Here is a 19,361-nt window from a genome sequence, read left to right on the forward strand (position 1 = left end):
TCACGATTCGGTGACTTTGGTGACAAGACTTGGCAAGCGCCCACTGCCCGCCTACTGTGACATGTAAGCGTTTGCGAAGCCGCGAAGCAGCGGCGGAGCTCTCGCCGCTTCGGCACCGCGACGGCTCGCCGAAGCCCACTCAACGAGGAGGAGGGTGCTTCACATGAAGCGACGTTTCATCGCCCCCATGGCCGCGCTCGCGGCAGCGGGGCTCGTGCTGGCGGGCTGTTCGTCCGACAGCGACCCAGAAGAGACCACCGACACCACGGCAACGGGTGGCACCGACGGTGGCGACGGCGGCGAGATGATGGCCGGCTGCGAGGACTACGCCGACTACGGCACGTTTGACGGCGCTGAGGTCGAGCTCTACGGCACCATCTCTGGCGTCGAGGCCGAGCAACTCACGGAGTCGATCATGACGTTCGAGGAGTGCACGGGCATCGACGTGACGTACAACGGCTCGGACGAGTTCGAGACCGAGATCAACGTCCGCGTCGAGGGCGGCAACGCTCCCGACCTTGCCATCATCCCGCAGCCCGGTCTGCTGCAGCGCGTGGTTGGCACGGGCGCGGTGGTTCCCGCTCCCGAGGCCGTCTCGGCCAACGTCGACGAGTTCTGGTCCGAGGACTGGAAGAACTACGGCACGGTCGGCACCACGTTCTACGCCGCTCCGCTGATGGCCTCCGTCAAGGGCTGGGTCTGGTACTCGCCCTCTGAGTTCTCCGAGAAGGGCTACGAGGTCCCCACTACGTGGGACGAGCTCATGACTCTCACCGAGACGATGGCGGCCGATGGAGGTAGCGACAGCTACAAGCCGTGGTGCATCGGCTTCGAGTCTGGCACCGCGACCGGCTGGCCGGGCACGGACTGGATCGAGGACCTGGTCCTTCGCCAGCACGGCGCCGACGCCTACGACCAGTGGGTGGCCGGTGACCTCGACTTCACCTCGCCCGAGATCACGGAATCCTTCGAGTCCTTCGGCGCGATCGCCACGAACCCGGACTACGTCAATGGTGGTCTGGGTGACCCGTCGTCCATCGTGGAGACCTCGTTCCAGGAGGCCGGCCTCCAGATCCTCGAGGGCAACTGCTCGCTGCACCACCAGGCCTCGTTCTACGAGGCTCAGTGGCCCGAGGGCACCACGGTCGCAGAAGACGGCGACATCTGGGCCTTCCTCACGCCCAACATCAACGCGGATGACCCCGCGGCGGTGACCGGCGGTGGCGAGTTCGTGGCCGCGTTCAACGAGGAGGAGCCCACCCAGGCCCTCCAGGCCTTCCTGTCCTCGGACACCTGGGCCAACGAGCGCGTCTCGATCGGTGGAGTCATCTCGGCCAACAAGGGTCTCGACCCGGCCAACGCCTCGAGCCCCATCGGCCAGGCCTCCATCGAGATCCTGCAGGGAGAGGACACGGTGTTCCGTTTCGACGCCTCCGACCTCATGCCTGCCGAGGTGGGTGCCTCCGCCTTCTGGACGGGCATGAACGATTACGTCGGCGGCACGGACCTGAACACCGTGCTGACCAACATCGAAAACGCCTGGCCCTGATCGCACGCTGATGACCCCGGTGGGGCCTCGCGCTGAGCGGGGCCCCACCGGGCTCGTCTCCCACCACGAAAGGAGTCGACGATGGGGTCGACTGCATTGTCCGGGCGCTCGGTGATCGCCGCCGGCGATCTGGGCGCCGACTTCTGGGCCTCTCAGGGCCAAAACCTGCTGTTTGCCGGGGTCGCGATCGTCGCGTTCATCGCGATCGTCGCGCTCATCATGTTTGGCGCCGACCTCATCAAGGGTGGCGCACGCGACAAGGTGCAACTCGTCGTGCTCGTCGCGCCCGTCCTTCTTCTTTTGGGCGTGGGCCTGATCTACCCCGCCGTCGACACCGCGTGGCTGTCGTTTAATGAGATCACCCAAGCGCCCGACCCCGACACCGGCATCTACACCACCACGATGCAGTTCATCGGGCTCGACAACTACCGCTTCGCCTTCTCCGACCCGTCGACGCTGCGCACCATCCTCAACACTTTCGTGTGGATGATCCTGGTGCCGCTGCTGTCGACGGGCTTCGGTCTCGCCTACGCCGTCTTCATCGACCGCGCGAAGGGCGAGAAGGTGCTGAAGTCGCTGGTGTTCATGCCGATGGCCATCTCGCTCGTGGGCGCCTCGGTCATCTGGGGCAACATCATGTACGACTACAACCAGGTGGGCGAGCAGACGGGCATGCTGAATGCCCTGCGCGAGCTGGTGGGACTGGACCCCTATAACTTCCTGCGCGATAGTCCCTGGAACACCTTCTGGCTCATCGTCATCCTGGTGTGGATTCAGACCGGTTTTGCCATGGTCATCCTGTCCGCCGCCATCAAGGGCGTGCCGGCAGAGATGAACGAGGCCGCCTCGCTTGACGGTGCGAGTGCCTGGCAGCGCTTCTGGCGCATCACGGTGCCGTCGATTCGCTCGACGATCGTGGTGGTGCTCACGACGATCACGATCATGGCCCTCAAGGTCTACGACATCGTCCGCACGGTCACCCAGGGTCGCGACAACACCGACATCGTCGCCAACAGGATGTACGTGCTGAGCTTCGTCGAGGGCCGCGAGGCGCTCGGTGCGGCGCTGGCCGTGATCCTGTTCATCTTCGTGATCCCGGTGGTCGTCTACAACGTGCGATCCCTCAACAAGGTGAAGGAGACTCACTGATGAGCGTCACCATGCCTCCCCAGCACCCCGTCGAGGACCCCAAGCCGACTCAGGGCAAGAGCCTCACCAAGGCTGCCAAGGCGAAGAACACCCTCACCAGCCCGTGGGCCACCGCCGCGGCGATCATCATCGCGCTGGTGTGGACCATCCCCACCGTGGCGCTGTTCATGACCTCGCTGATCCCCGGGGACCGCTACCGCACCGACGCGTGGTGGACGGTGCTCGCCGACGGCGGACTCACGTTCGACAACTTCAACCAGGTGCTGTTCGACTCGTTCGGCGACAACTCGACGGCGCCTCCGCTGCTCGAGTACGTGTTCAACTCGATCGTCGTCACCGTGCCGTCCGTCGTGTTCCCCGTCGTCTTGGGGCTCATGGCGGCCTACGCGTTCGCGTGGATCCCCTTCAGGGGCTCGAACTTCCTGTTCGTGCTGATCTTCGCCCTCCAGGTGGTGCCGCTGCAGCTCGCCCTCATCCCGCTGCTGCGCATCCTGGGCCCCGACAACCTGGGGCTTGCGGGCGAGTTCGGCGGTGTGTGGATCGCCCACACCATCTTCGCGTTGCCACTGTCGGTGTTCCTGTTGCACAACTTCGTGTCGCATATCCCGCGCGAAGTGCTCGAGGCGGCCCGCGTGGACGGCGCGAGCCACACGCAGATGTTCTTCCGCATCATCATCCCGCTGTCGCTGCCGGCGGTCGCGTCCCTCGCGATCTTCCAGTTCCTGTGGGTGTGGAACGACCTGCTCGTCTCGGCTGTGTTCGGCTCCGCGAACACGTACCCGCTGACGTACCCCATCTCGAACCTCGCCGGTGATTATGGCCAGTACGCGTACCTGGTCCCGCCGGCGGCGTTCATCTCGATGATCATCCCACTCATCGTGTTCTTCTCGCTGCAGCGCTACTTCGTTCGCGGCCTCCTGGCCGGCTCGACCAAGGGATAGCAGACGGCCGATGCCGTGGCGGGCTTCCTTGCGAAGCCCCGCCACGGCATCGGCCATGCTGGCGCCTAGACTGGGCGCCGTGAGTGAGCAGCAGCCTTCCCCCGAGCCCGCCGACTTCGACGCGGCCGACCGCGAGGTGCTGCCCGCGTCCGTGCGCCGCGCGCCCAAGTTCGCGGCCTTCATCGCGACCGGCGTGATCGTGGGCGGCGTGCTGGGTCTCATCTTGGGACTGGTCCTGCCCAACTCGACCGGCGTGGGCCGCGGCACGGTGGCGCTGCTAGTGGCCTCGGGGTTCATCGTGCTCGGCGTCGTCGTGGGCGGCGTGGTCGCGGTCTTGCTCGACCGCGGTACCCCGCGTGAGCTCAAGGCGATGAAGCAGGCGGAGGCCGAGGCCGAGCAGCGCGACGCCGGTCCCGACGAAACCCAGGCCTGACGGCCGAGCCCCGGGGAGCGTCGGCCGTGTGGGACACTTGTCCGGTGATCTCCCGCCCCCAGGAGGACTGCTGATGGCCCGCGGCGATGGCCTGCTTACCCACGACCTGCTTCCCGGCGAGAAGGGGCCGCAGGATGCCTGCGGCGTCTTTGGCGTCTACGGCCCCGGCGAGGAGGTCTCGAAGCTCAGCTACTTCGGCCTCTACGCCCTGCAGCACCGCGGCCAGGAGTCCGCGGGCATCGCAACCTCGGACGGCCAGAAGATCCTGGTCTACAAGGACATGGGCCTGGTCTCGCAGGTGTTCGACGAGGCCGCGCTTGAGGCGCTGACGGGCCACATGGCCGTGGGCCACGCGCGCTACTCGACCACCGGCGCGTCCGTGTGGGCCAACGCGCAGCCCACGCTGGGGCCCACCAAGAACGGCACGGTCGCGCTGGGTCACAACGGCAACCTCACCAACACGCACCGGCTGCTCGAGCTGGTTGCCGAGCGCCTCGGTGAGGAGCGCCGCGATGAGATGTTCAGCGGCGGCGTGACCGACACCGCTATCCTCACCGCCTTGTTGGGCTGGGATCGCTACGACACCGTCACCGAGACCGCGCTCGAGCTGCTGCCCCATGTCGAGGGCGCGTTCTCCCTGGTCTTTATGGACGAGGACACGCTGTACGCGGCGCGTGACCCGCAGGGGGTGCGCCCGCTGGTGCTGGGTCGCCTCGCGTCGGGTGGCTGGGTCGTCGCCTCCGAGACGGCCGCGCTGGATATTGTGGGCGCCGTGCAGGAGCGCGAGGTCGAGCCCGGCGAGTTCCTCACCATCAACGCCGACGGCGTGCACTCGCAGCGCTTCGCCGAGGCCGCGCCCAAGGGCTGCGTTTTCGAGTACGTCTACCTCGCCCGCCCCGACACCAAGATCGCCGGCCGCTCCGTGCACGCCTCCCGTGTCGAGATGGGCCGCCAGCTGGCGCGTGAGTACCCCGTCGAGGCGGACATGGTCATGCCGACCCCCGAATCCGGCACCCCCGCCGCCGTGGGGTACGCCCAGGAGTCCGGCATCCCGTTTGGCCATGGGCTCGTCAAGAACTCCTACGTGGGCCGTACCTTCATTCAGCCCTCGCAGACGCTGCGCCAGCTGGGCATCCGCCTGAAGCTCAACCCGCTGCGCGAGCAGATCGAGGGCAAGCGCCTGGTGGTTGTGGACGACTCGATCGTGCGCGGCAACACCCAGCGCGCCGTGGTCGCCATGCTGCGCGAGGCCGGCGCGGCCGAGGTGCACCTGCGTATCTCCTCGCCGCCCATCCAGTGGCCGTGCTTCTACGGCATCGACTTCGCGACGCGCGACGAGCTCATCGCCGTCGAGCACTCCGTCGACGACGTGCGCCGGCACCTGGGTGCTGACTCGCTGGGCTACATCTCGGTGGACGGCATGATCGCCGCGACCGAGCAGCCCCGCTCCAAGCTCTGCACCGCCTGCTTCACCGGCGAGTACCCCATCGAGCCGCCCGTGAGCGCGCGCCACCTGCTTCTCAACCAGCCCGTGGAGGTCTCCTCGTGACCGAGCCCATCACCTATGCCGACGCCGGCGTCGACACCGAGGCGGGCGATAAGGCCGTCGAGCTGATGAAGTCTGCCGTCTCGCGCACCCACGGACCCGAGGTCCTCGGCGGCGTGGGCGCCTTCGCGGGTCTCTTCGACGCCTCGGCGTTGAAGGCGTACGACCGTCCGTTGCTGGCGTCCTCGACCGACGGCGTGGGCACCAAGATCGTGATCGCCCGCGCGCTCGACGTGCATGACACCATCGGCCAGGACCTCGTGGCAATGGTCGTCGACGACATCGTGGTGTGCGGCGCGAAGCCGCTGGTCATGACCGACTACATCGCGTGCGGCAAGGTCGTGCCTGAGCGCATCGCGGACATCGTGCGCGGCATCGCCGAGGGCTGTGAGATGGCCGGCGTGGCGCTCGTGGGCGGCGAGACCGCCGAGCACCCCGGCGTCATGGAGCCCGACGACTACGACGTGGCGGGCGCGGCGGTGGGCGTGGTCGAGGCCTCCGCGGTCCTCGGGGCCGAGCGTGTGCGTGAGGGCGACGTGGTCGTGGCGATGGCCTCGTCGGGCTTGCACTCGAACGGCTACTCGCTGGTGCGTCGCGTGGTCTCCCACGCGGGCTGGCATCTCGACACGCACCTGGACGACCTCGGTCGCACCGTGGGCGAGGAGCTCCTCGAGCCCACCCGGATCTACTCGCAGCTGTGTGTCTCGCTCGCGGCGTCCGTGCCGGGCCTGCGCGCCTTCTCGCACGTGACCGGCGGTGGGCTGGGAGCGAATGTCGCCCGCGTGCTGCCGCAGGGCCTGGCCGCGACCGTGTCACGTGGCGCGTGGGACCTGCCCGCCGTGTTCTCCGTCGTTCAGGCCGCGGGCTCCGTGCCCTGGAACGACCTGGAGTCCACCCTCAACATGGGCGTGGGCATGGTGGCGGTCGTGGCGCCGGAGGACGCGGAGGGGCTCATGTCCACCTCGCGCGCCGCGGGCGTCGAGGCCTGGACCCTGGGCGAGATCGTCACGGACGACGGCCGCATCCCGTCGCCCGACACCATCCGCGGCGCCAAGGGCGTCGACGGGGGAGCGGTCTACCTCAGCGGCGCGTACCGGGCGTAGTCCCGTCGCGTCGCGTGTCGCCCTGATGCGTCCGAGGAGCCGCTGGCTGCCCGCTTTCGCGCGAAACCGGGCGCTGAGTGGCTCCTAGGAGACTCCGGGGGCTGCGCCGGTCCGTGCACACCACCCGGGCACGCCGAAAGCGCGCCAGCCGCGAGGCCGGCGCGCTCAGGTGGAGCGAAAGAGCTTAGCGCTCGTCGTCGTCCGCCCAGCGGTCGTACTTGTCGTCGGCCTCATCGGGCTCCTCGGCAGAATGGCCGATCAACTCGCGCTCGAGGTCGCGAATGTCGCTGCCGTGGTTCGAGTACTTGAGCTGACGCGCGATCTTCGCGTCCTTAGCCTTCTGACGGCCGCGCCCCATGTCGCCGCCCCTTCCGCTCGTCGCGGGCGCGCGTATTTCGCGGGCCCTGCGTGATGAGTGCTGAGTAGAACTTTACAACGTGCGGGGGCGTGATCGCGACTCCCTGCGTGGCCCGGAGCGCCGCGACACGCAAAGCACTTGCATCAAAAAACCGGAACTTCTCTCCCAAAACGACGTCATAATCGAGAATGTGAACGGTCTCACTGTTCACGAGGTCCCAACGCCGGGGCCGTACACGCCATGAATTCTGAGGGGAATCACGGATGATGACCGATGTTGTCAAGGAACCGGAGAAGCTGCTGACGCCGAGTGAGGTGGCCGCGATCTTCCGCGTCGACCCCAAGACGGTGACCCGTTGGGCGAAGGTCGGCAAACTCTCTTCGATTCGCACTCTTGGCGGTCACCGCCGCTTCCGCGCCGCGGAGGTCAATGAGCTGCTGGCAAAGGCGCAGGAACAGGGCGCCTGACGGGCCGGGTGGCGGGCGTACGCTGACGCCTGTGCCCGCCCCCGTCCTCGTCTCGTCACATCCCACTCCCGTCGGCCCGCTGACCGTCGCGCTCACGGCCGCAGACGGCGTGGTCCGCGCTGCCAGTTTCCTGCCGTGGGAGGAGGCGGTGCTGCGGTTCCCGCGTGCCGTGATGGCGCTGGGCTGGGCTGAGGGTGCCCAACCCCAGGTGGCCGATGCCGTGGCCGGCTGGATCGCCGGCGACGACACCGCGCTGATGACGCTCGCTGTCGCCCAGGAGGGCGGCGCGTTCACCCAGGAGGTGTGGGCCCAGATGCGTACCGTCCCTGCGGGCAGAACCGTGTCGTACGGAGAGTTGGCCGAGATGGCCGGTAGGCCTCGCGCGGCGCGAGCCGTAGGCACCGCCTGCGCGGGCAACACCATCGCAGCCTTCGTGCCGTGCCACCGCGTGGTGCAGGCCGGCGGGCGGCTGGGGTCGTATGGGTTTGGTGGCATGGAGAACAAGGCCGCGCTGCTGAGGCTCGAGGGGGTGGAGGTGTCCTCCGCGACGCCCGCCGCCCGCCTCGTGGAGCGCACCGCGTGACGCCGGCCGATGCCCCGTTGCGTGCGTGGCTGCCGTACTTCCTGGGCGTCTCGGCGGCGTGGGGCGCGAGCTTCCTGTTCATCTCCATCGGGCTGCGTGCCTTCGCGCCCACGCAGGTGGCGTTCGGCCGAGTGCTGTTCGGCGCGATGACCCTGATCGCGCTCGTCGTCATCACCCGCAACGTCCCGCGCCTCACGTGGCGCAAGGTGGGCGCCGTTGCCGTCGTCGCGGCGTTCATGTCGGGGATCCCGCTCGTCCTGATCCCCGCCGCGCAGCAGCACATCTCGTCGATCCTCGCGAGCCTGTTGAACGCGACCACGCCGCTGTGGACGGCGCTGTTCGTCGCCCTGCTGATCCCCGCGGAGCGGGTGACGCGCGCGCAGCTCACGGGACTCGTGATCGGCGCGGTCGGCATCGCGATCCTGCTGGGCGCGTGGCGGGTAGCCGACTTCCCGGTGCTGGGAGCGGCGCTGATGTTGTCCGCGACGGCCTGCTACGGCATCGGCTCCACGCTGTCGCGCGTGCTTCTCAGCCGCGTCCAGGACTCCCCGGCGGCACTGTCGTCGATGCAGATCACGGTGTCCGCGCTCATGCTCGCGCCGTTCGCCCTCGCGGCGCCCACGCCCGCGCCCGGCGCCATCGCGCCGGACTCGGTGTCGCTGTGGGCGATCGTGGCGCTGGGCGTGACCGGCACGTCGTTTGCGTACGTGTGGTTCTGGAAGGTGGTGAAGGTCGCCGGGGCGACCACGGCATCGTCCGTCACCTACGTGGTGCCCGTCGTCGCGACCTTCCTCGGCATCGTCGTGCTGGGCGAGGAACTGGTCTGGTACGAGGTCGCCGGAGCCGTGGTGGTGTTCGCCGGCGTGTGGCTCGCACAGCGCAAGCCCAAGCCCCGGCCGGAGACGATGCCGGAGCTGAAGGGCTCCGCGGCTTAGAAGACCGAGTCCTTGATGCGCTGGATCGAGGCGGCCGGGTAGATGTCCTTGTAGCGCTTGATCTTGCCCGCGCCGATGCCGGCGAGAATCAGCATGATCAGCAGCATGGCGCCGGCGACCACGAGCGCGGCGAGCCACACGGGCCACACCACCGACAGTCCAGCGATCGCAGCGACGATCAGCACGAAGAACAAGAAGAAGCCGAGCGCCGCGGCTGCGGCGATGAGGCCGATGCCGATGCCAAGCTGGCGGCCCTTGACCTTGAGTTCGAGCTTGATCACCTCGGACTCGGCCTTGATCGTGGCGATCCACTGACCGGCGATCGCGCCGAGCAGGGTGTTGAGCAGGGTCTTGCCGAAGCTGGCCATGGCTGGTCTCCTCAAAGTTTGCGTTGTGCCCAGTCAACCGCCTGGTACGGGGCGAGCGCAAACGAATGGGCTCGTCGTGCGCTAGCGAGCCACGGCATCGGCCCCCTGGAGACAAAGCGAAAGGCCCCCGGGATTCCCGAGGGCCTTTCTTGCTGTGGCTCCGACCGGCGTCGATCCGGTGACCTTTCGATTTTCAGTCGAACGCTCTACCAACTGAGCTACAGAGCCAATCGCAGGGGTGGAGCCCCGCTTGCGCGAAAGCCCCTCCGAATGAAGGGGCTTGTCGCACCGCGACCCTGACGGGACTTGAACCCGCGACCTCCGCCGTGACAGGGCGGCGCGCTAACCAACTGCGCTACAGGGCCTTGCAAATCGACTCTCCGCAAGGAGGGCCGAGGAATAGTGTAGACCATTTTCAGGCCTACGTTGTACCCCCAACGGGATTCGAACCCGTGCTACCGCCGTGAAAGGGCGGCGTCCTAGGCCGCTAGACGATGAGGGCGCCGTCTCCCGGCCGCCAAGGCGACCACGAGGACCTGACAATCATAGAGGCTCGCGGGACGTGCTGTGAACCTGCGCGACAATGGCGCCATGGTGCAGATGTCCCACGAGGAGTTCGAGTCCGCCGTCGACGACGCGATCGATGCGATCCCCGAGGACCTGCTGAACCTCGTCGACAACGTCGTGATCCTCATCGAGGACGAGCCCGAGGGCCCAGACAAGGACCTCCTGGGCCTCTACGACGGCGTCGCGCTGACCGAGCGCGGCGCGGACTGGGGGATGGCCGACCTGCCCGACCGCGTCTTCATCTATCGCGGGCCCACGCTGCGGTTCTGCGACGACGCCGATCACGTGCGCGAGGAGGTGGCGATCACCGTGGTGCATGAGATCGCGCACCACTTCGGCATCGACGACGAGCGGCTCCACGCGCTCGGATGGGGGTAGCTGGCGTAGCGTGAGGCCATGAGGCAGACCTTCGGCTCCGGCGGCCCCTTCGAGGACATGTATGGCTACTCGCGCGCGGTGCGGGTCGGCAACCACGTCATGGTGTCCGGCACGTGTGCCAGGGACGATGCGGTGGTGCCGGACGCATATGCGCAGGCGCTCGATGCGCTGCACACCATCGGCCGCGCCCTCGCGGAGGCCGGCGCCCAACTGGGCGACGTGGTGCGCACCGTCACCTATGTCACGGACATGCGCGACATGGAGAAGGTGGCAGCCGCGCACCGGGAGGTGTTCCAGGACATCCGCCCGGCGGCGACTATCGTCGAGGTCTCGGCCCTTGCCGACAAGCACTATCTGGTCGAGATTCAGGCCGATGCCGTGATCGAGCAGCCCTAAGGCTTCAGATCTCGTCGGGCGCAGCCTCCCAGGCCGACGAGGCCATCTCCTCGATGGTGTGCGCCATCTTCCACTCGATGTCGTCCGCCGCGAGCTCGCCGCGGGCCACGATGCGGGCGGGGTCGCCGGGGCGGCGGTCCTTCACGACGGGCTCAAGGTCGGAGCCTGCGGCCTCGAGCAGCGAGCCCACGATCTCCTTGACGGACGTGCCGTCGCCCGAGCCCAGGTTGTAGACGGGGGCGAGGGGGCGGCCGGCGTCGAGCATGCGGGCCGCGGCCACGTGGGAGTGGGCGAGGTCCTGCACGTGCACGTAGTCGCGCACGCAGGTGCCGTCCTCGGTGTCGTAGTCGTCGCCGAAGATCAGCGGCGCCTGGCCGGCCTTGATCGCGCGAATGACCTTGGGGAACAGGTTGTGCGGGGACGCGTCGTAGACCTCGGGGGTCCCCGAGCCGACCACGTTGAAGTACCTCAGCGAGGTCGCGCGCAGGGGAGCGTCGGACTCGGCGGTGGCCTTGACCTGGTCGCGGATCAGCCACTCCCCGATGAGCTTGGACTCGCCGTAGGGCGACTCGGGCGTGGTGGGCGTGGTCTCGTTGACGATCTCCACGTCGGGCGTCCCGTAGACCCCCGCCGAGGACGAGAAGACGAGCTGGGTGACCCCGGCATCCGCCATCGCCTCGAGCAGGCACGCGGTGCCCTCGACGTTCTGGCGGTACGTGTGGATGGGCAGGCGCACGGACTCCCCGGCGTACTTGTACCCGGCGCAGTGGATGACGCCCTGCACGCTGTGCTCCACGAGCGCCTCGCGGACCTTGTCGGTCTCGAGGATCGAGGCCTTCACGAACGGCACACCCGCGGGGATGAACTGCTCGAAGCCGCTCGAGAGGTCGTCGAGGACCACGGCGTCGATGCCGCCGTCGGTGAGGGCCCGCACCACGTGGGATCCGATGTAGCCGGCTCCGCCGGTCACCATCCAGCTCATGTTCTTGACTCCTTGCGTGCGCTTAGCGGTCGGGTGTGCTCAGTGGTCGCGGCGGGCGCCCTGGGAGGGCGTCACGGTGAAGATGGTCGCCTCGCGCATGCCGGCGTCGCTGAGTGCGGTGCGGATGGCCGATGCGATGGCGTCGGCCTTGTCGAGCGGCACCAGGGCGATCGACGAGCCGCCGAAGCCGCCGCCGGTCATGCGGGCGCCGATGGCGCCCGCGGCGACAGCGGTGTCGCACGCGAGGTCGATCTCGGGAACCGTGATCTCGAAGTCGTCGCGCATCGATGCCTGGGAAGCGTTCAGCAGGTCGCCGATGGCGGTGGGGCCCTCGGCGGCAAGGACGGCGACGGTGTCGAGGACGCGCTGGTTCTCGGTGACGACGTGGCGCACGCGGCGGTACGTCTCGTCGTCGAGCAGCTCCTGGGCGCGCGGCAGGTCGTCGGCGCCGATCTCGCGCAGGGTCGTGACGCCGAGGGCCTCGGCGCCCTTCGCGCAAGAGGCGAAGCGGTCCCCGTAGCCGCCCGTGGCGTGCTCGTGCTCGACATTCGAGTTGGTGACGAGGATGCCCAGGCCTTTGTCCTTCAGGTGCAGCGCGACGGGGCGCGCCTCCTCGGTGTCGCAGTCGAGGAACACCACGTGGTCGTCCTCGGCGAGCATGGAGGCTGCCTGGTCCAACAGGCCGGTGGGGGCGCCGACGGCCTTGTTCTCGGCCACGCGGCCGAACCGCGCGATCGCGAGCTTGTCGAGGCCCAGGCCCCAGAGCTCGTTGAAGGCGGCGCCGGCCGCGCACTCGAGCGCGGCGGAGGAGCTCAGCCCCGCGCCCACCGGCACGTCCGAGTCGATGAGGATGTCGAGGCCGCGCGCGGCCGCCAGGTCGACCCCGGCATCGGCCATCGCCCAGGCGACGCCCAGAACATAGGCGGACCAGCCGGACATCGACTCGAGCGTGAGGGCGTCGAGGTTGCCCACGACCTCGCCCTCGGCAAAGGTCGAGCGCAGGTGAATCTCGCGATCCTCGCGCACCGCGACGGCGGCTGAGGTGCGGTAGTCGATGCCGAACGGCAGCACAAAGCCGTTGTTGTAGTCGGTGTGCTCGCCGATGAGGTTGACGCGGCCAGGGGACGACCACACGCCGTCGGCTGCGTGTCCGTAGGCGGCCTCGAAGGCCTCGCGAATGTCGGTCATCGATGACTCCAGTTCTGTGTGCACGGTGTGCGGGGGCGCCGGCATGCGCCGCGCCTGCTGGCCCCTATCCTTCCACGGCGCGGGCACTGCGAGGGAGGACGTTGCGGGTGCGGTCAGGGAGATTCCTGGGGACCGACGCAACCCCCGGCTGGGACCGGTCTCAGTATAGCGGGACGGGGTCGACGATGGCCGATGGGGACTCTCGCCCTCCGTACGTGCGGTGTGGCGGGAAGCGAAGTCCGGGACCGGGTAGGTTAACGTTCACGCGTGAGACGCATCGGGGCGGTCTCAGGCGCGCAAGGAGGCAGCAGTGGCACGGGACGGACGTGGTCCGAGCATGCATGACGTCGCCGCACGTGCCGGCGTCTCGCACCAGACCGTCTCCCGTGTCCTGAACGACTTCGAGGGCATTCGGCCCGAGACCCGCGAACGGGTCGTGGCCGCCATCGAACAGCTGGGGTACCGGCGCAACCTGGCGGCACGCGCTTTGGTGACGGGGCGGACGCAGACCATCGGCATGATCGGCCCGGTCGTCACGGATATTGGTCCGCTGTCGACGCTGCACGCCCTGGAGCGGTCCGCCCGGGCCGCAGGCCTGCACACCATCATGACGAGCACGGAGGCGACGGCCGCCCAGGTCACGGAGGCGTTCGAGTTCCTGCTGGGGCGCGGGATCGACGCCCTCGCAGTCGCGGCGCAACATCAGGAGATCATGGACGCGGTCGAGGCCGTCAATCCTGGTATCCCGGTCGTGCACCTGCTCACCGGCGGACAGCCTGTCGGAGCGGCGGCCGCGATCGACCAGAATGCCGGCGTGCGCCTCGCCATGGAGCATCTGCTGGACCTGGGTCACACGCGCATCCAGCACGTGATGGGGCCGCAGACCTATCAGGAGGCGCTGCTGCGCCGCGACGCCTATGAACTCGTCATGCGCGAGCGCGGGCTCGAGCCACTTCCCCTGTTGGCAGGCGACTGGACAGCGGACTCCGGGTTCGAGGCCGCCGCCTCTCTGGACCCCTCTGCCTCGGCCGTGTTCTTCGCCAACGATCAGATGGCGCTCGGTGCGCTGCACTACCTCACGGAAAGTGGGGCGGTGGTGCCGCGCGATCTATCGATCGTGGGCTTTGACGACAACGCCGAGGCCCGCCACACCGTGCCGCCACTGACGACGGTGCGTCAGGACTTCGCCGGCGTGGGCCGCCTCGCGGTGGACATTGTGGTCGCGATGCTCGCACGAGACCCCTTGCCGTCGACCCAGGTGCTCGCGCCCGAGTTGATCGTTCGCTACACGACGGCCCCGCCGCGGTCATAAGCGGGCCTGCCCCCACCTCCGCGCCGGTGGCGCAAATGGGGACATTTGCGCCGCGAAGCGCGGGTTCGTGGCGGAAATCGGGCCGCCAGGAGTGAGGCGCGACCTCGACATCAGGACACCGAGAGCGTGGGGCGACCGCGGCATCGGCCGCCTGAGATCGGTCTCAGCCCAGACAGATCACAAATTCCCTGTTACTGGTCGGAATCCTGATCGTTTCGAACGTTCGGCAAACATCACGGAATCGTGACCTGACGGAAATTGACGCGCCGGTGTGAACGTGAACATACTGGCTCCTGCATGACAGCCGCGCGAAGTCGCGCGGCGGAATCTCAAGGAGGAGAAACACACATGAAGGCGAAGAAGTACTTTGCCGCTGCCGCGGGTGCCGCTCTGGCCATCTCGCTCGCAGCGTGCTCCGGTGAGGGTGCGGGCTCCGAGGAGGAGTCGACCACTGGCGCCACCACCGGTACCGAGTCGACCGAGTCGAGCGCTCCCAGCGAGGGCGGCCTGGTCGGCGTTGCGATGCCGACCCAGACCTCCGAGCGCTGGATCGCCGACGGCGACGCAGTCAAGGCTGGTCTCGAAGAGGCCGGCTACGAGGTGGACCTCCAGTTCGCCAACGACGACATCCCCACCCAGGGCCAGCAGGTCGACCAGATGATCACCAACGGTGCTGAGGCCCTGATCATCGCGGCGATCGACGGCACCGCCCTCGCCTCGCAGCTGGACGCGGCTGCCGCCGCGGGCATTCCCGTCATCTCCTACGACCGCCTGATCCGTGACTCGGAGAACGTCGACTTCTACGTGACGTTCGACAACTACCAGGTGGGTGTCCAGCAGGCCACCTCGCTCCTCGTGGGTCTCGGTGTCCTGGACAAGGACGGCAACGAGACCGGCGAGACCGGCCCCTTCAACGTCGAGCTGTTCGCCGGTTCGCCCGACGACAACAACGCCACGTTCTTCTGGAACGGCGCGATCGACACGCTCCAGCCCTACCTCGACGCGGGCACGCTGGTCGTTCCCTCGGGTCAGACCGACTTCGAGCAGGCCGCCATCCTGCGCTGGCAGCAGGAGACCGCGCAGAAGCGCATGGAGGACCTCCTCACGGGTACCTACGTGGGCACCGACATGACCGTCGACGGCGTGCTGTCGCCCTACGACGGCCTGTCGCGCGGCATCATCACCGCCCTGCAGAACAACGGCTACGAGGGCACCGTCACCGACGGCTTCCCCGCCGTGTCTGGCCAGGACGCTGAGATCGCCTCCGTCAAGCTGATCGCCGACGACGTCCAGTTCGCGACGATCTTCAAGGACACCCGCAAGCTCGCCGCTCAGGCCATCACCGCCACCGAGGCCTACCTCGAGGGCACCGAGCCTGAGGCGAACAACACCACCGACTACGACAACGGTGTGAAGGTCGTTCCGTCCTTCCTGCTCGAGTCCGACATCGTGTACGCGGACAACATCGAGTCGCTCCTCGTCGACTCGGGTTACTGGACGGCCGAGGAGGTCGCCTCGGGCGTCGCCGAGTAATTCGGTTCGACTCCCCGCATTCATGCTCTGCGGTGCCGGCCCCACGCCGGGGTCGGCACCGCAGAGCACCGCGCGTCATGGTTTGGAGAGGACCGATGGCTAGCAACATCCTGGAGATGCGCGGCATCTCTAAAGAATTCCCCGGCGTGAAGGCGCTCTCGGACGTGGAACTCCACGTCCGTGACGGCGAGATCCACGCCATCTGCGGCGAAAACGGCGCAGGCAAGTCCACGCTGATGAAGGTGCTCTCGGGTGTGTACCCCCACGGCACCTATACCGGCGAGATTCACTACGGTGGCGAAGAGGCCAAGTTCGGGTCGATCAACGACTCGGAAGAGGCCGGCATCGTCATCATTCACCAGGAGCTCGCGCTCGTTCCGCACCTCACGGTTGCGGAGAACATCTTCCTCGGTAACGAGACCAAGGGACGCCTGGGACTCATCGACTGGAACGAGGCGAACAAGCGCGCCCTGGACCTCATGGAGCAGGTCGGGTTGCACGAGAACCCCGTCACGCCCGTCGGCCAACTGGGAGTCGGCAAGCAGCAGCTCATCGAGATCGCGAAGGCGCTGTCGAAGGACGTCAAGCTGCTGATCCTCGACGAGCCCACGGCCGCGCTGAATGACTCCGACTCGGAGCACCTGCTGGGTCTGCTGCGCACGCTGAAGGAGCGCGGCATCACGTCGATCATGATCTCCCACAAGCTCAACGAGATCGAGGAGATCGCGGACCGCACCACGATCATTCGTGATGGTGAGTCGATCGAGACCATCGACATGTCGGAGCCCGAGTCGACCCAGGACCGCATCATCCGCGGCATGGTGGGCCGCGACCTCGAGCACCGCTACCCCGAGCGGATCGACCACAGCATTGGCGAGGAACTCTTCCGCGTCGAGGACTGGACCGTGCACCACCCCACGCAGCCCGACCGCGTGGTCGTGGACGGCGCGAGCTTCAACGTGCGCGCCGGCGAGGTGGTTGGTATTGCCGGCCTGATGGGTGCCGGTCGCACCGAGCTCGCCATGAGCATCTTCGGCGGCACGTATGGCCGCGGGATCTCGGGCAAGGTCTTCAAGCGTGGCGAGGAAATCAAGACTCGCTCCGTCTCCGAGGCGATTCACCACGGCATCGCGTACGCCACCGAGGACCGCAAGAAGTACGGCCTCAACCTCATCGAGGACATCCGCCGCAACATCTCGGCCGCCGCGCTGTTCAAGCTCACCAAGTCGGGCTTCGTCAACGGCAACGAGGAGTTGAAGGTCGCGGAGGAGTACCGCTCCTCGATGAACATCAAGACGCCGTCCGTCCTGCAGCTTGCCGGCAACCTGTCCGGTGGTAACCAGCAGAAGGTCGTGCTGTCCAAGTGGATGTACACCGACGCGGACGTCCTGATCCTCGACGAGCCCACTCGCGGCATCGACGTGGGTGCGAAGTACGAGATCTACACGATCGTCAACAAGCTTGCCGCACAGGGCAAGGCGGTCGTCATCATCTCGTCGGAGCTGCCCGAGCTAATGGGTACCTGCGACCGCATCTACACCCTGGCCTTCGGCCGGATCACCGGCTGCCTTGACGTGGCCGAGGCGACCCCGGAGTCCCTGATGACACTCATGACCCAAGAACGAAACGCAGCGTCCCGCGAGGGCGCGGACGCTGAGGAGACCCACTGATGACCGGCATCGCCAACGTGCGCGAACTGCTGACGCGCAACCTCCGCCAGAGCGGAATCTACATCGCCTTCGTCGCGATTGTGGCCCTCTTCGCCATCCTCACCGATGGCAAGCTGCTGGGCCCCACCAACCTGACGAACATCGTCCTGCAGTACTCCTACATTCTGGTGTTGGCCATCGGTATGGTCATCGTCATCATCGGCGGGCATATCGACCTGTCGGTCGGATCGGTGGTCGCCCTTGCGGGTGCCACCGCGGCCGTGGTGATGATCAAGCAGGGTCAGCCGTGGTGGGTGGGCGTGCTCGCCGCCCTCGCGGTGGGTCTGCTCGCCGGAGCCTGGCAGGGCTTCTGGGTCGCCTTCGTCGGCATCCCCGCGTTCATCACGACCCTGGCGGGCATGCTCCTGTTCCGTGGTCTGACGTTCCGCGTGCTGGACAACATCTCGCTGTCGCCGGTGCCGGCGGAGTACGCGAACATCGCGACGGGCTTCCAGAACGGCCTCTTCGGTGGCAACGGCTACGACGTCTTCACGCTGGTGATCTTCGCCATCGCGGTCGCCGGATACGTGTTCTCGGAGATCCGCAAGCGTCGCGCCGCGATCGCCTACAAGCAGACCGTGGGGGCGACCCCGCTGTTCATCACCAAGCTTGTGATCGTCGCCGCTGTGGTGATGTGGTTCGCCTGGCAGCTCGCCAACTACCGCGGCCTGCCCAACGTGCTGATCATCCTGGCGGTGCTGGTGCTGGTCTACACGGTCGTCACCACGCGCACGGTCTTCGGTCGCCACGTCTACGCGATCGGTGGCAACCTCACCGCCGCGACCCTGTCGGGTGTGAAGGTCAAGTGGGTCAACTTCGGCATCATGCTGAACATGGGCCTGCTGGCCGGTGTGGCCGGTGTGGTCTACTCGGCCCGCTCCAACGGAGCGCAGCCCTCGGCCGGTGAGATGTTCGAGCTCGACGCCATTGCCGCATCGTTCATCGGTGGCGCCGCCGTCACCGGTGGTGTCGGTCGCGTGACCGGCGCCATCGTCGGTGGTCTGATCATGGCGATCATGACCAACGGCATGCAGCTGCTGGGCTACGAGCAGTCCATCCAGAATATCGTCAAGGGCCTCGTGCTGCTGCTCGCGGTCGCCTTCGACGTCTGGAACAAGCGCCGGGCGGGCGCGCGCTAAGCGCCTCGTTCCGCTACGACGGCCGTCTACCCCTCGGGGGGTGGGCGGCCGTTGTCTTTTCAGACGGCCGATGCCGTGGCCGGGCTCCGTACCCGGCTCCCCCATGCGAGGACCGAGGCCGCGCGACACCGGTACGGCACACATCGCCCAGAGCAGCGCGGCCTCGGCCAGGGGTAACGCTACCTCGCTACTACAGTGATCGCATTGGTCCCTTTGTCCCCCTGGAGGTTCACATGCCCATCGCCGACGAGCTCATCGCCAACAACGCGGAATACGCCAAGACCTACGTGGCCGACCGCCCGCTGCCCCCGCGCCGCAAGGTCGCCGTCGTCGCCTGCATGGATTCCCGCCTCGACACGTTCGCCCTGCTGGGCCTCGAGGTCGGTGACGCCCACGTCATGCGTAACGCCGGTGGCGTCATCACCGACGACATGATCCGCTCGCTGGTCATCTCGCAGCGCAAGCTCGGCACGCGCGAGATCATCCTCATCCACCACACCGACTGCGGCGCGCTGACCTTCACGGACGACGAGCTGCGCAATCAGTTGCTCGACGAGACCGGACTGAAGCCCGCCTGGAGCCCCGAGTCCTTCAAGGACCTCGACGCGGATCTCCGCCAGTCCATGGAGCGCCTGCGCCGCTCGCCGTTCCTCGTCGAGACCGAGCAGGTCCGCGGCTTCGTCTTCGACGTCCACACCGGGCTGCTGCGCGAGGTCGTGTAGCCG

20 protein-coding genes and 3 tRNA genes are annotated in these 19,361 nt (G+C 67.6%); 16 read left to right on the forward strand and 7 right to left on the reverse strand.

What is annotated here, in order from left to right; genetic code table 11:
- Positions 1 to 163: 163 nt before the first annotated feature.
- The 6 genes from B7K24_RS03200 to purM all read left to right on the forward strand — a co-directional run bounded on the left by B7K24_RS03200 (position 164) and on the right by purM (position 6,721).
- Positions 164 to 1,549 carry an ABC transporter substrate-binding protein gene (locus tag B7K24_RS03200; RefSeq protein WP_084128666.1) on the forward strand — a complete coding sequence of 462 codons (1,386 nt, stop codon included), beginning with the start codon at positions 164 to 166 and terminating at the stop codon, positions 1,547 to 1,549.
- 81 nt (positions 1,550 to 1,630) lie between these two features.
- On the forward strand, positions 1,631 to 2,698 hold the full coding sequence (locus tag B7K24_RS03205; RefSeq protein WP_084128667.1) for a carbohydrate ABC transporter permease: 1,068 nt from the start codon (positions 1,631 to 1,633) through the stop codon (positions 2,696 to 2,698).
- Entirely contained in the window at positions 2,698 to 3,639 is a 942-nt protein-coding gene (locus tag B7K24_RS03210) for a carbohydrate ABC transporter permease (RefSeq protein ID WP_084128668.1), read from the forward strand. Before B7K24_RS03205 ends, B7K24_RS03210 begins: the two co-directional genes overlap by 1 nt.
- A gap of 79 nt (positions 3,640 to 3,718) precedes the next feature.
- The gene (locus B7K24_RS03215; RefSeq protein ID WP_144268093.1) at positions 3,719 to 4,072 is read left to right on the forward strand and encodes a hypothetical protein; all 354 of its coding nucleotides are present in this window, start codon (positions 3,719 to 3,721) and stop codon (positions 4,070 to 4,072) included.
- Positions 4,073 to 4,145: 73 nt separating this feature from the next.
- Positions 4,146 to 5,621, forward strand: coding sequence for an amidophosphoribosyltransferase (gene purF, locus B7K24_RS03220; protein ID WP_084128671.1), 1,476 nt, complete (start codon positions 4,146 to 4,148; stop codon positions 5,619 to 5,621).
- A complete protein-coding gene (purM, locus tag B7K24_RS03225; protein WP_084128673.1) occupies positions 5,618 to 6,721 on the forward strand; it encodes a phosphoribosylformylglycinamidine cyclo-ligase in 1,104 nt (367 codons plus the stop codon). Before purF ends, purM begins: the two co-directional genes overlap by 4 nt.
- 184 nt (positions 6,722 to 6,905) lie before the next feature.
- Here purM and B7K24_RS03230 read toward each other — a convergent pair whose 3' ends face one another.
- Entirely contained in the window at positions 6,906 to 7,079 is a 174-nt protein-coding gene (locus B7K24_RS03230) for a DUF3073 family protein (RefSeq protein WP_084102418.1), read from the reverse strand.
- Positions 7,080 to 7,345: 266 nt separating this feature from the next.
- On the opposite strand from B7K24_RS03230, the gene B7K24_RS03235 reads away from it, so the two are divergent.
- From B7K24_RS03235 to B7K24_RS03245, 3 genes are read left to right on the forward strand one after another with little or no spacing between them, the layout of a single operon-like run.
- Positions 7,346 to 7,546, forward strand: a complete 201-nt coding sequence (locus B7K24_RS03235; RefSeq protein ID WP_084129228.1) for a BldC family transcriptional regulator — start codon at positions 7,346 to 7,348, stop codon at positions 7,544 to 7,546.
- 31 nt (positions 7,547 to 7,577) lie between these two features.
- Positions 7,578 to 8,129: a methylated-DNA--[protein]-cysteine S-methyltransferase gene (locus B7K24_RS03240; protein WP_234986532.1), complete on the forward strand. Its 552-nt coding sequence runs from the start codon at positions 7,578 to 7,580 to the stop codon at positions 8,127 to 8,129.
- On the forward strand, positions 8,126 to 9,064 hold the full coding sequence (locus B7K24_RS03245; protein ID WP_159449126.1) for a DMT family transporter: 939 nt from the start codon (positions 8,126 to 8,128) through the stop codon (positions 9,062 to 9,064). The genes B7K24_RS03240 and B7K24_RS03245 overlap by 4 nt, the downstream gene beginning before the upstream one ends.
- On the opposite strand, the gene B7K24_RS03250 is transcribed toward B7K24_RS03245, so the two are convergent.
- The 4 genes from B7K24_RS03250 to B7K24_RS03265 form a co-directional block, all read right to left on the reverse strand.
- Positions 9,061 to 9,432: a phage holin family protein gene (locus B7K24_RS03250; RefSeq protein ID WP_084128677.1), complete on the reverse strand. Its 372-nt coding sequence runs from the start codon at positions 9,430 to 9,432 to the stop codon at positions 9,061 to 9,063. The two genes, B7K24_RS03245 and B7K24_RS03250, sit on opposite strands and share 4 nt — an antisense overlap.
- 155 nt (positions 9,433 to 9,587) lie before the next feature.
- Positions 9,588 to 9,660: transfer RNA gene (locus B7K24_RS03255), tRNA-Phe, on the reverse strand.
- 63 nt (positions 9,661 to 9,723) lie between these two features.
- Positions 9,724 to 9,797: transfer RNA gene (locus tag B7K24_RS03260), tRNA-Asp, on the reverse strand.
- 64 nt (positions 9,798 to 9,861) lie between these two features.
- Positions 9,862 to 9,934, reverse strand: a tRNA-Glu gene (locus tag B7K24_RS03265).
- A gap of 89 nt (positions 9,935 to 10,023) precedes the next feature.
- On the opposite strand from B7K24_RS03265, the gene B7K24_RS03270 reads away from it, so the two are divergent.
- Together B7K24_RS03270 and B7K24_RS03275 are read left to right on the forward strand one after the other, a co-directional pair.
- The gene (locus B7K24_RS03270; RefSeq protein WP_084129229.1) at positions 10,024 to 10,377 is read left to right on the forward strand and encodes a metallopeptidase family protein; all 354 of its coding nucleotides are present in this window, start codon (positions 10,024 to 10,026) and stop codon (positions 10,375 to 10,377) included.
- Positions 10,378 to 10,395: 18 nt separating this feature from the next.
- Positions 10,396 to 10,773, forward strand: coding sequence for a RidA family protein (locus tag B7K24_RS03275; RefSeq protein ID WP_084128678.1), 378 nt, complete (start codon positions 10,396 to 10,398; stop codon positions 10,771 to 10,773).
- A gap of 4 nt (positions 10,774 to 10,777) precedes the next feature.
- On the opposite strand, the gene galE is transcribed toward B7K24_RS03275, so the two are convergent.
- Complete coding sequence (galE, locus tag B7K24_RS03280) at positions 10,778 to 11,755, reverse strand: UDP-glucose 4-epimerase GalE (protein ID WP_084128680.1); 978 nt, start codon at positions 11,753 to 11,755, stop codon at positions 10,778 to 10,780.
- Between the two features lie 39 nt (positions 11,756 to 11,794).
- Positions 11,795 to 12,943, reverse strand: coding sequence for a galactokinase (galK, locus tag B7K24_RS03285; RefSeq protein ID WP_144268094.1), 1,149 nt, complete (start codon positions 12,941 to 12,943; stop codon positions 11,795 to 11,797).
- A gap of 337 nt (positions 12,944 to 13,280) precedes the next feature.
- Between galK and B7K24_RS03290 the strand changes: the two genes are divergently transcribed.
- From B7K24_RS03290 to B7K24_RS03310, 5 genes are all read left to right on the forward strand, one after another.
- Positions 13,281 to 14,255 carry a LacI family DNA-binding transcriptional regulator gene (locus B7K24_RS03290; RefSeq protein ID WP_084128683.1) on the forward strand — a complete coding sequence of 325 codons (975 nt, stop codon included), beginning with the start codon at positions 13,281 to 13,283 and terminating at the stop codon, positions 14,253 to 14,255.
- 348 nt (positions 14,256 to 14,603) lie between these two features.
- Positions 14,604 to 15,788, forward strand: coding sequence for a multiple monosaccharide ABC transporter substrate-binding protein (gene chvE / locus B7K24_RS03295; protein WP_084128684.1), 1,185 nt, complete (start codon positions 14,604 to 14,606; stop codon positions 15,786 to 15,788).
- Positions 15,789 to 15,883: 95 nt separating this feature from the next.
- Positions 15,884 to 17,458 carry a multiple monosaccharide ABC transporter ATP-binding protein gene (gene mmsA / locus B7K24_RS03300; protein WP_084128686.1) on the forward strand — a complete coding sequence of 525 codons (1,575 nt, stop codon included), beginning with the start codon at positions 15,884 to 15,886 and terminating at the stop codon, positions 17,456 to 17,458.
- The gene (gene mmsB / locus B7K24_RS03305) at positions 17,458 to 18,636 is read left to right on the forward strand and encodes a multiple monosaccharide ABC transporter permease (protein ID WP_084128687.1); all 1,179 of its coding nucleotides are present in this window, start codon (positions 17,458 to 17,460) and stop codon (positions 18,634 to 18,636) included. The genes mmsA and mmsB overlap by 1 nt, the downstream gene beginning before the upstream one ends.
- Before the next feature lie 233 nt (positions 18,637 to 18,869).
- Entirely contained in the window at positions 18,870 to 19,358 is a 489-nt protein-coding gene (locus B7K24_RS03310; RefSeq protein WP_084128688.1) for a carbonic anhydrase, read from the forward strand.
- Positions 19,359 to 19,361 lie beyond the last annotated feature (3 nt).

The organism is Demequina sp. NBRC 110055, assembly GCF_002090135.1.
GTDB lineage: Bacteria > Actinomycetota > Actinomycetes > Actinomycetales > Demequinaceae > Demequina.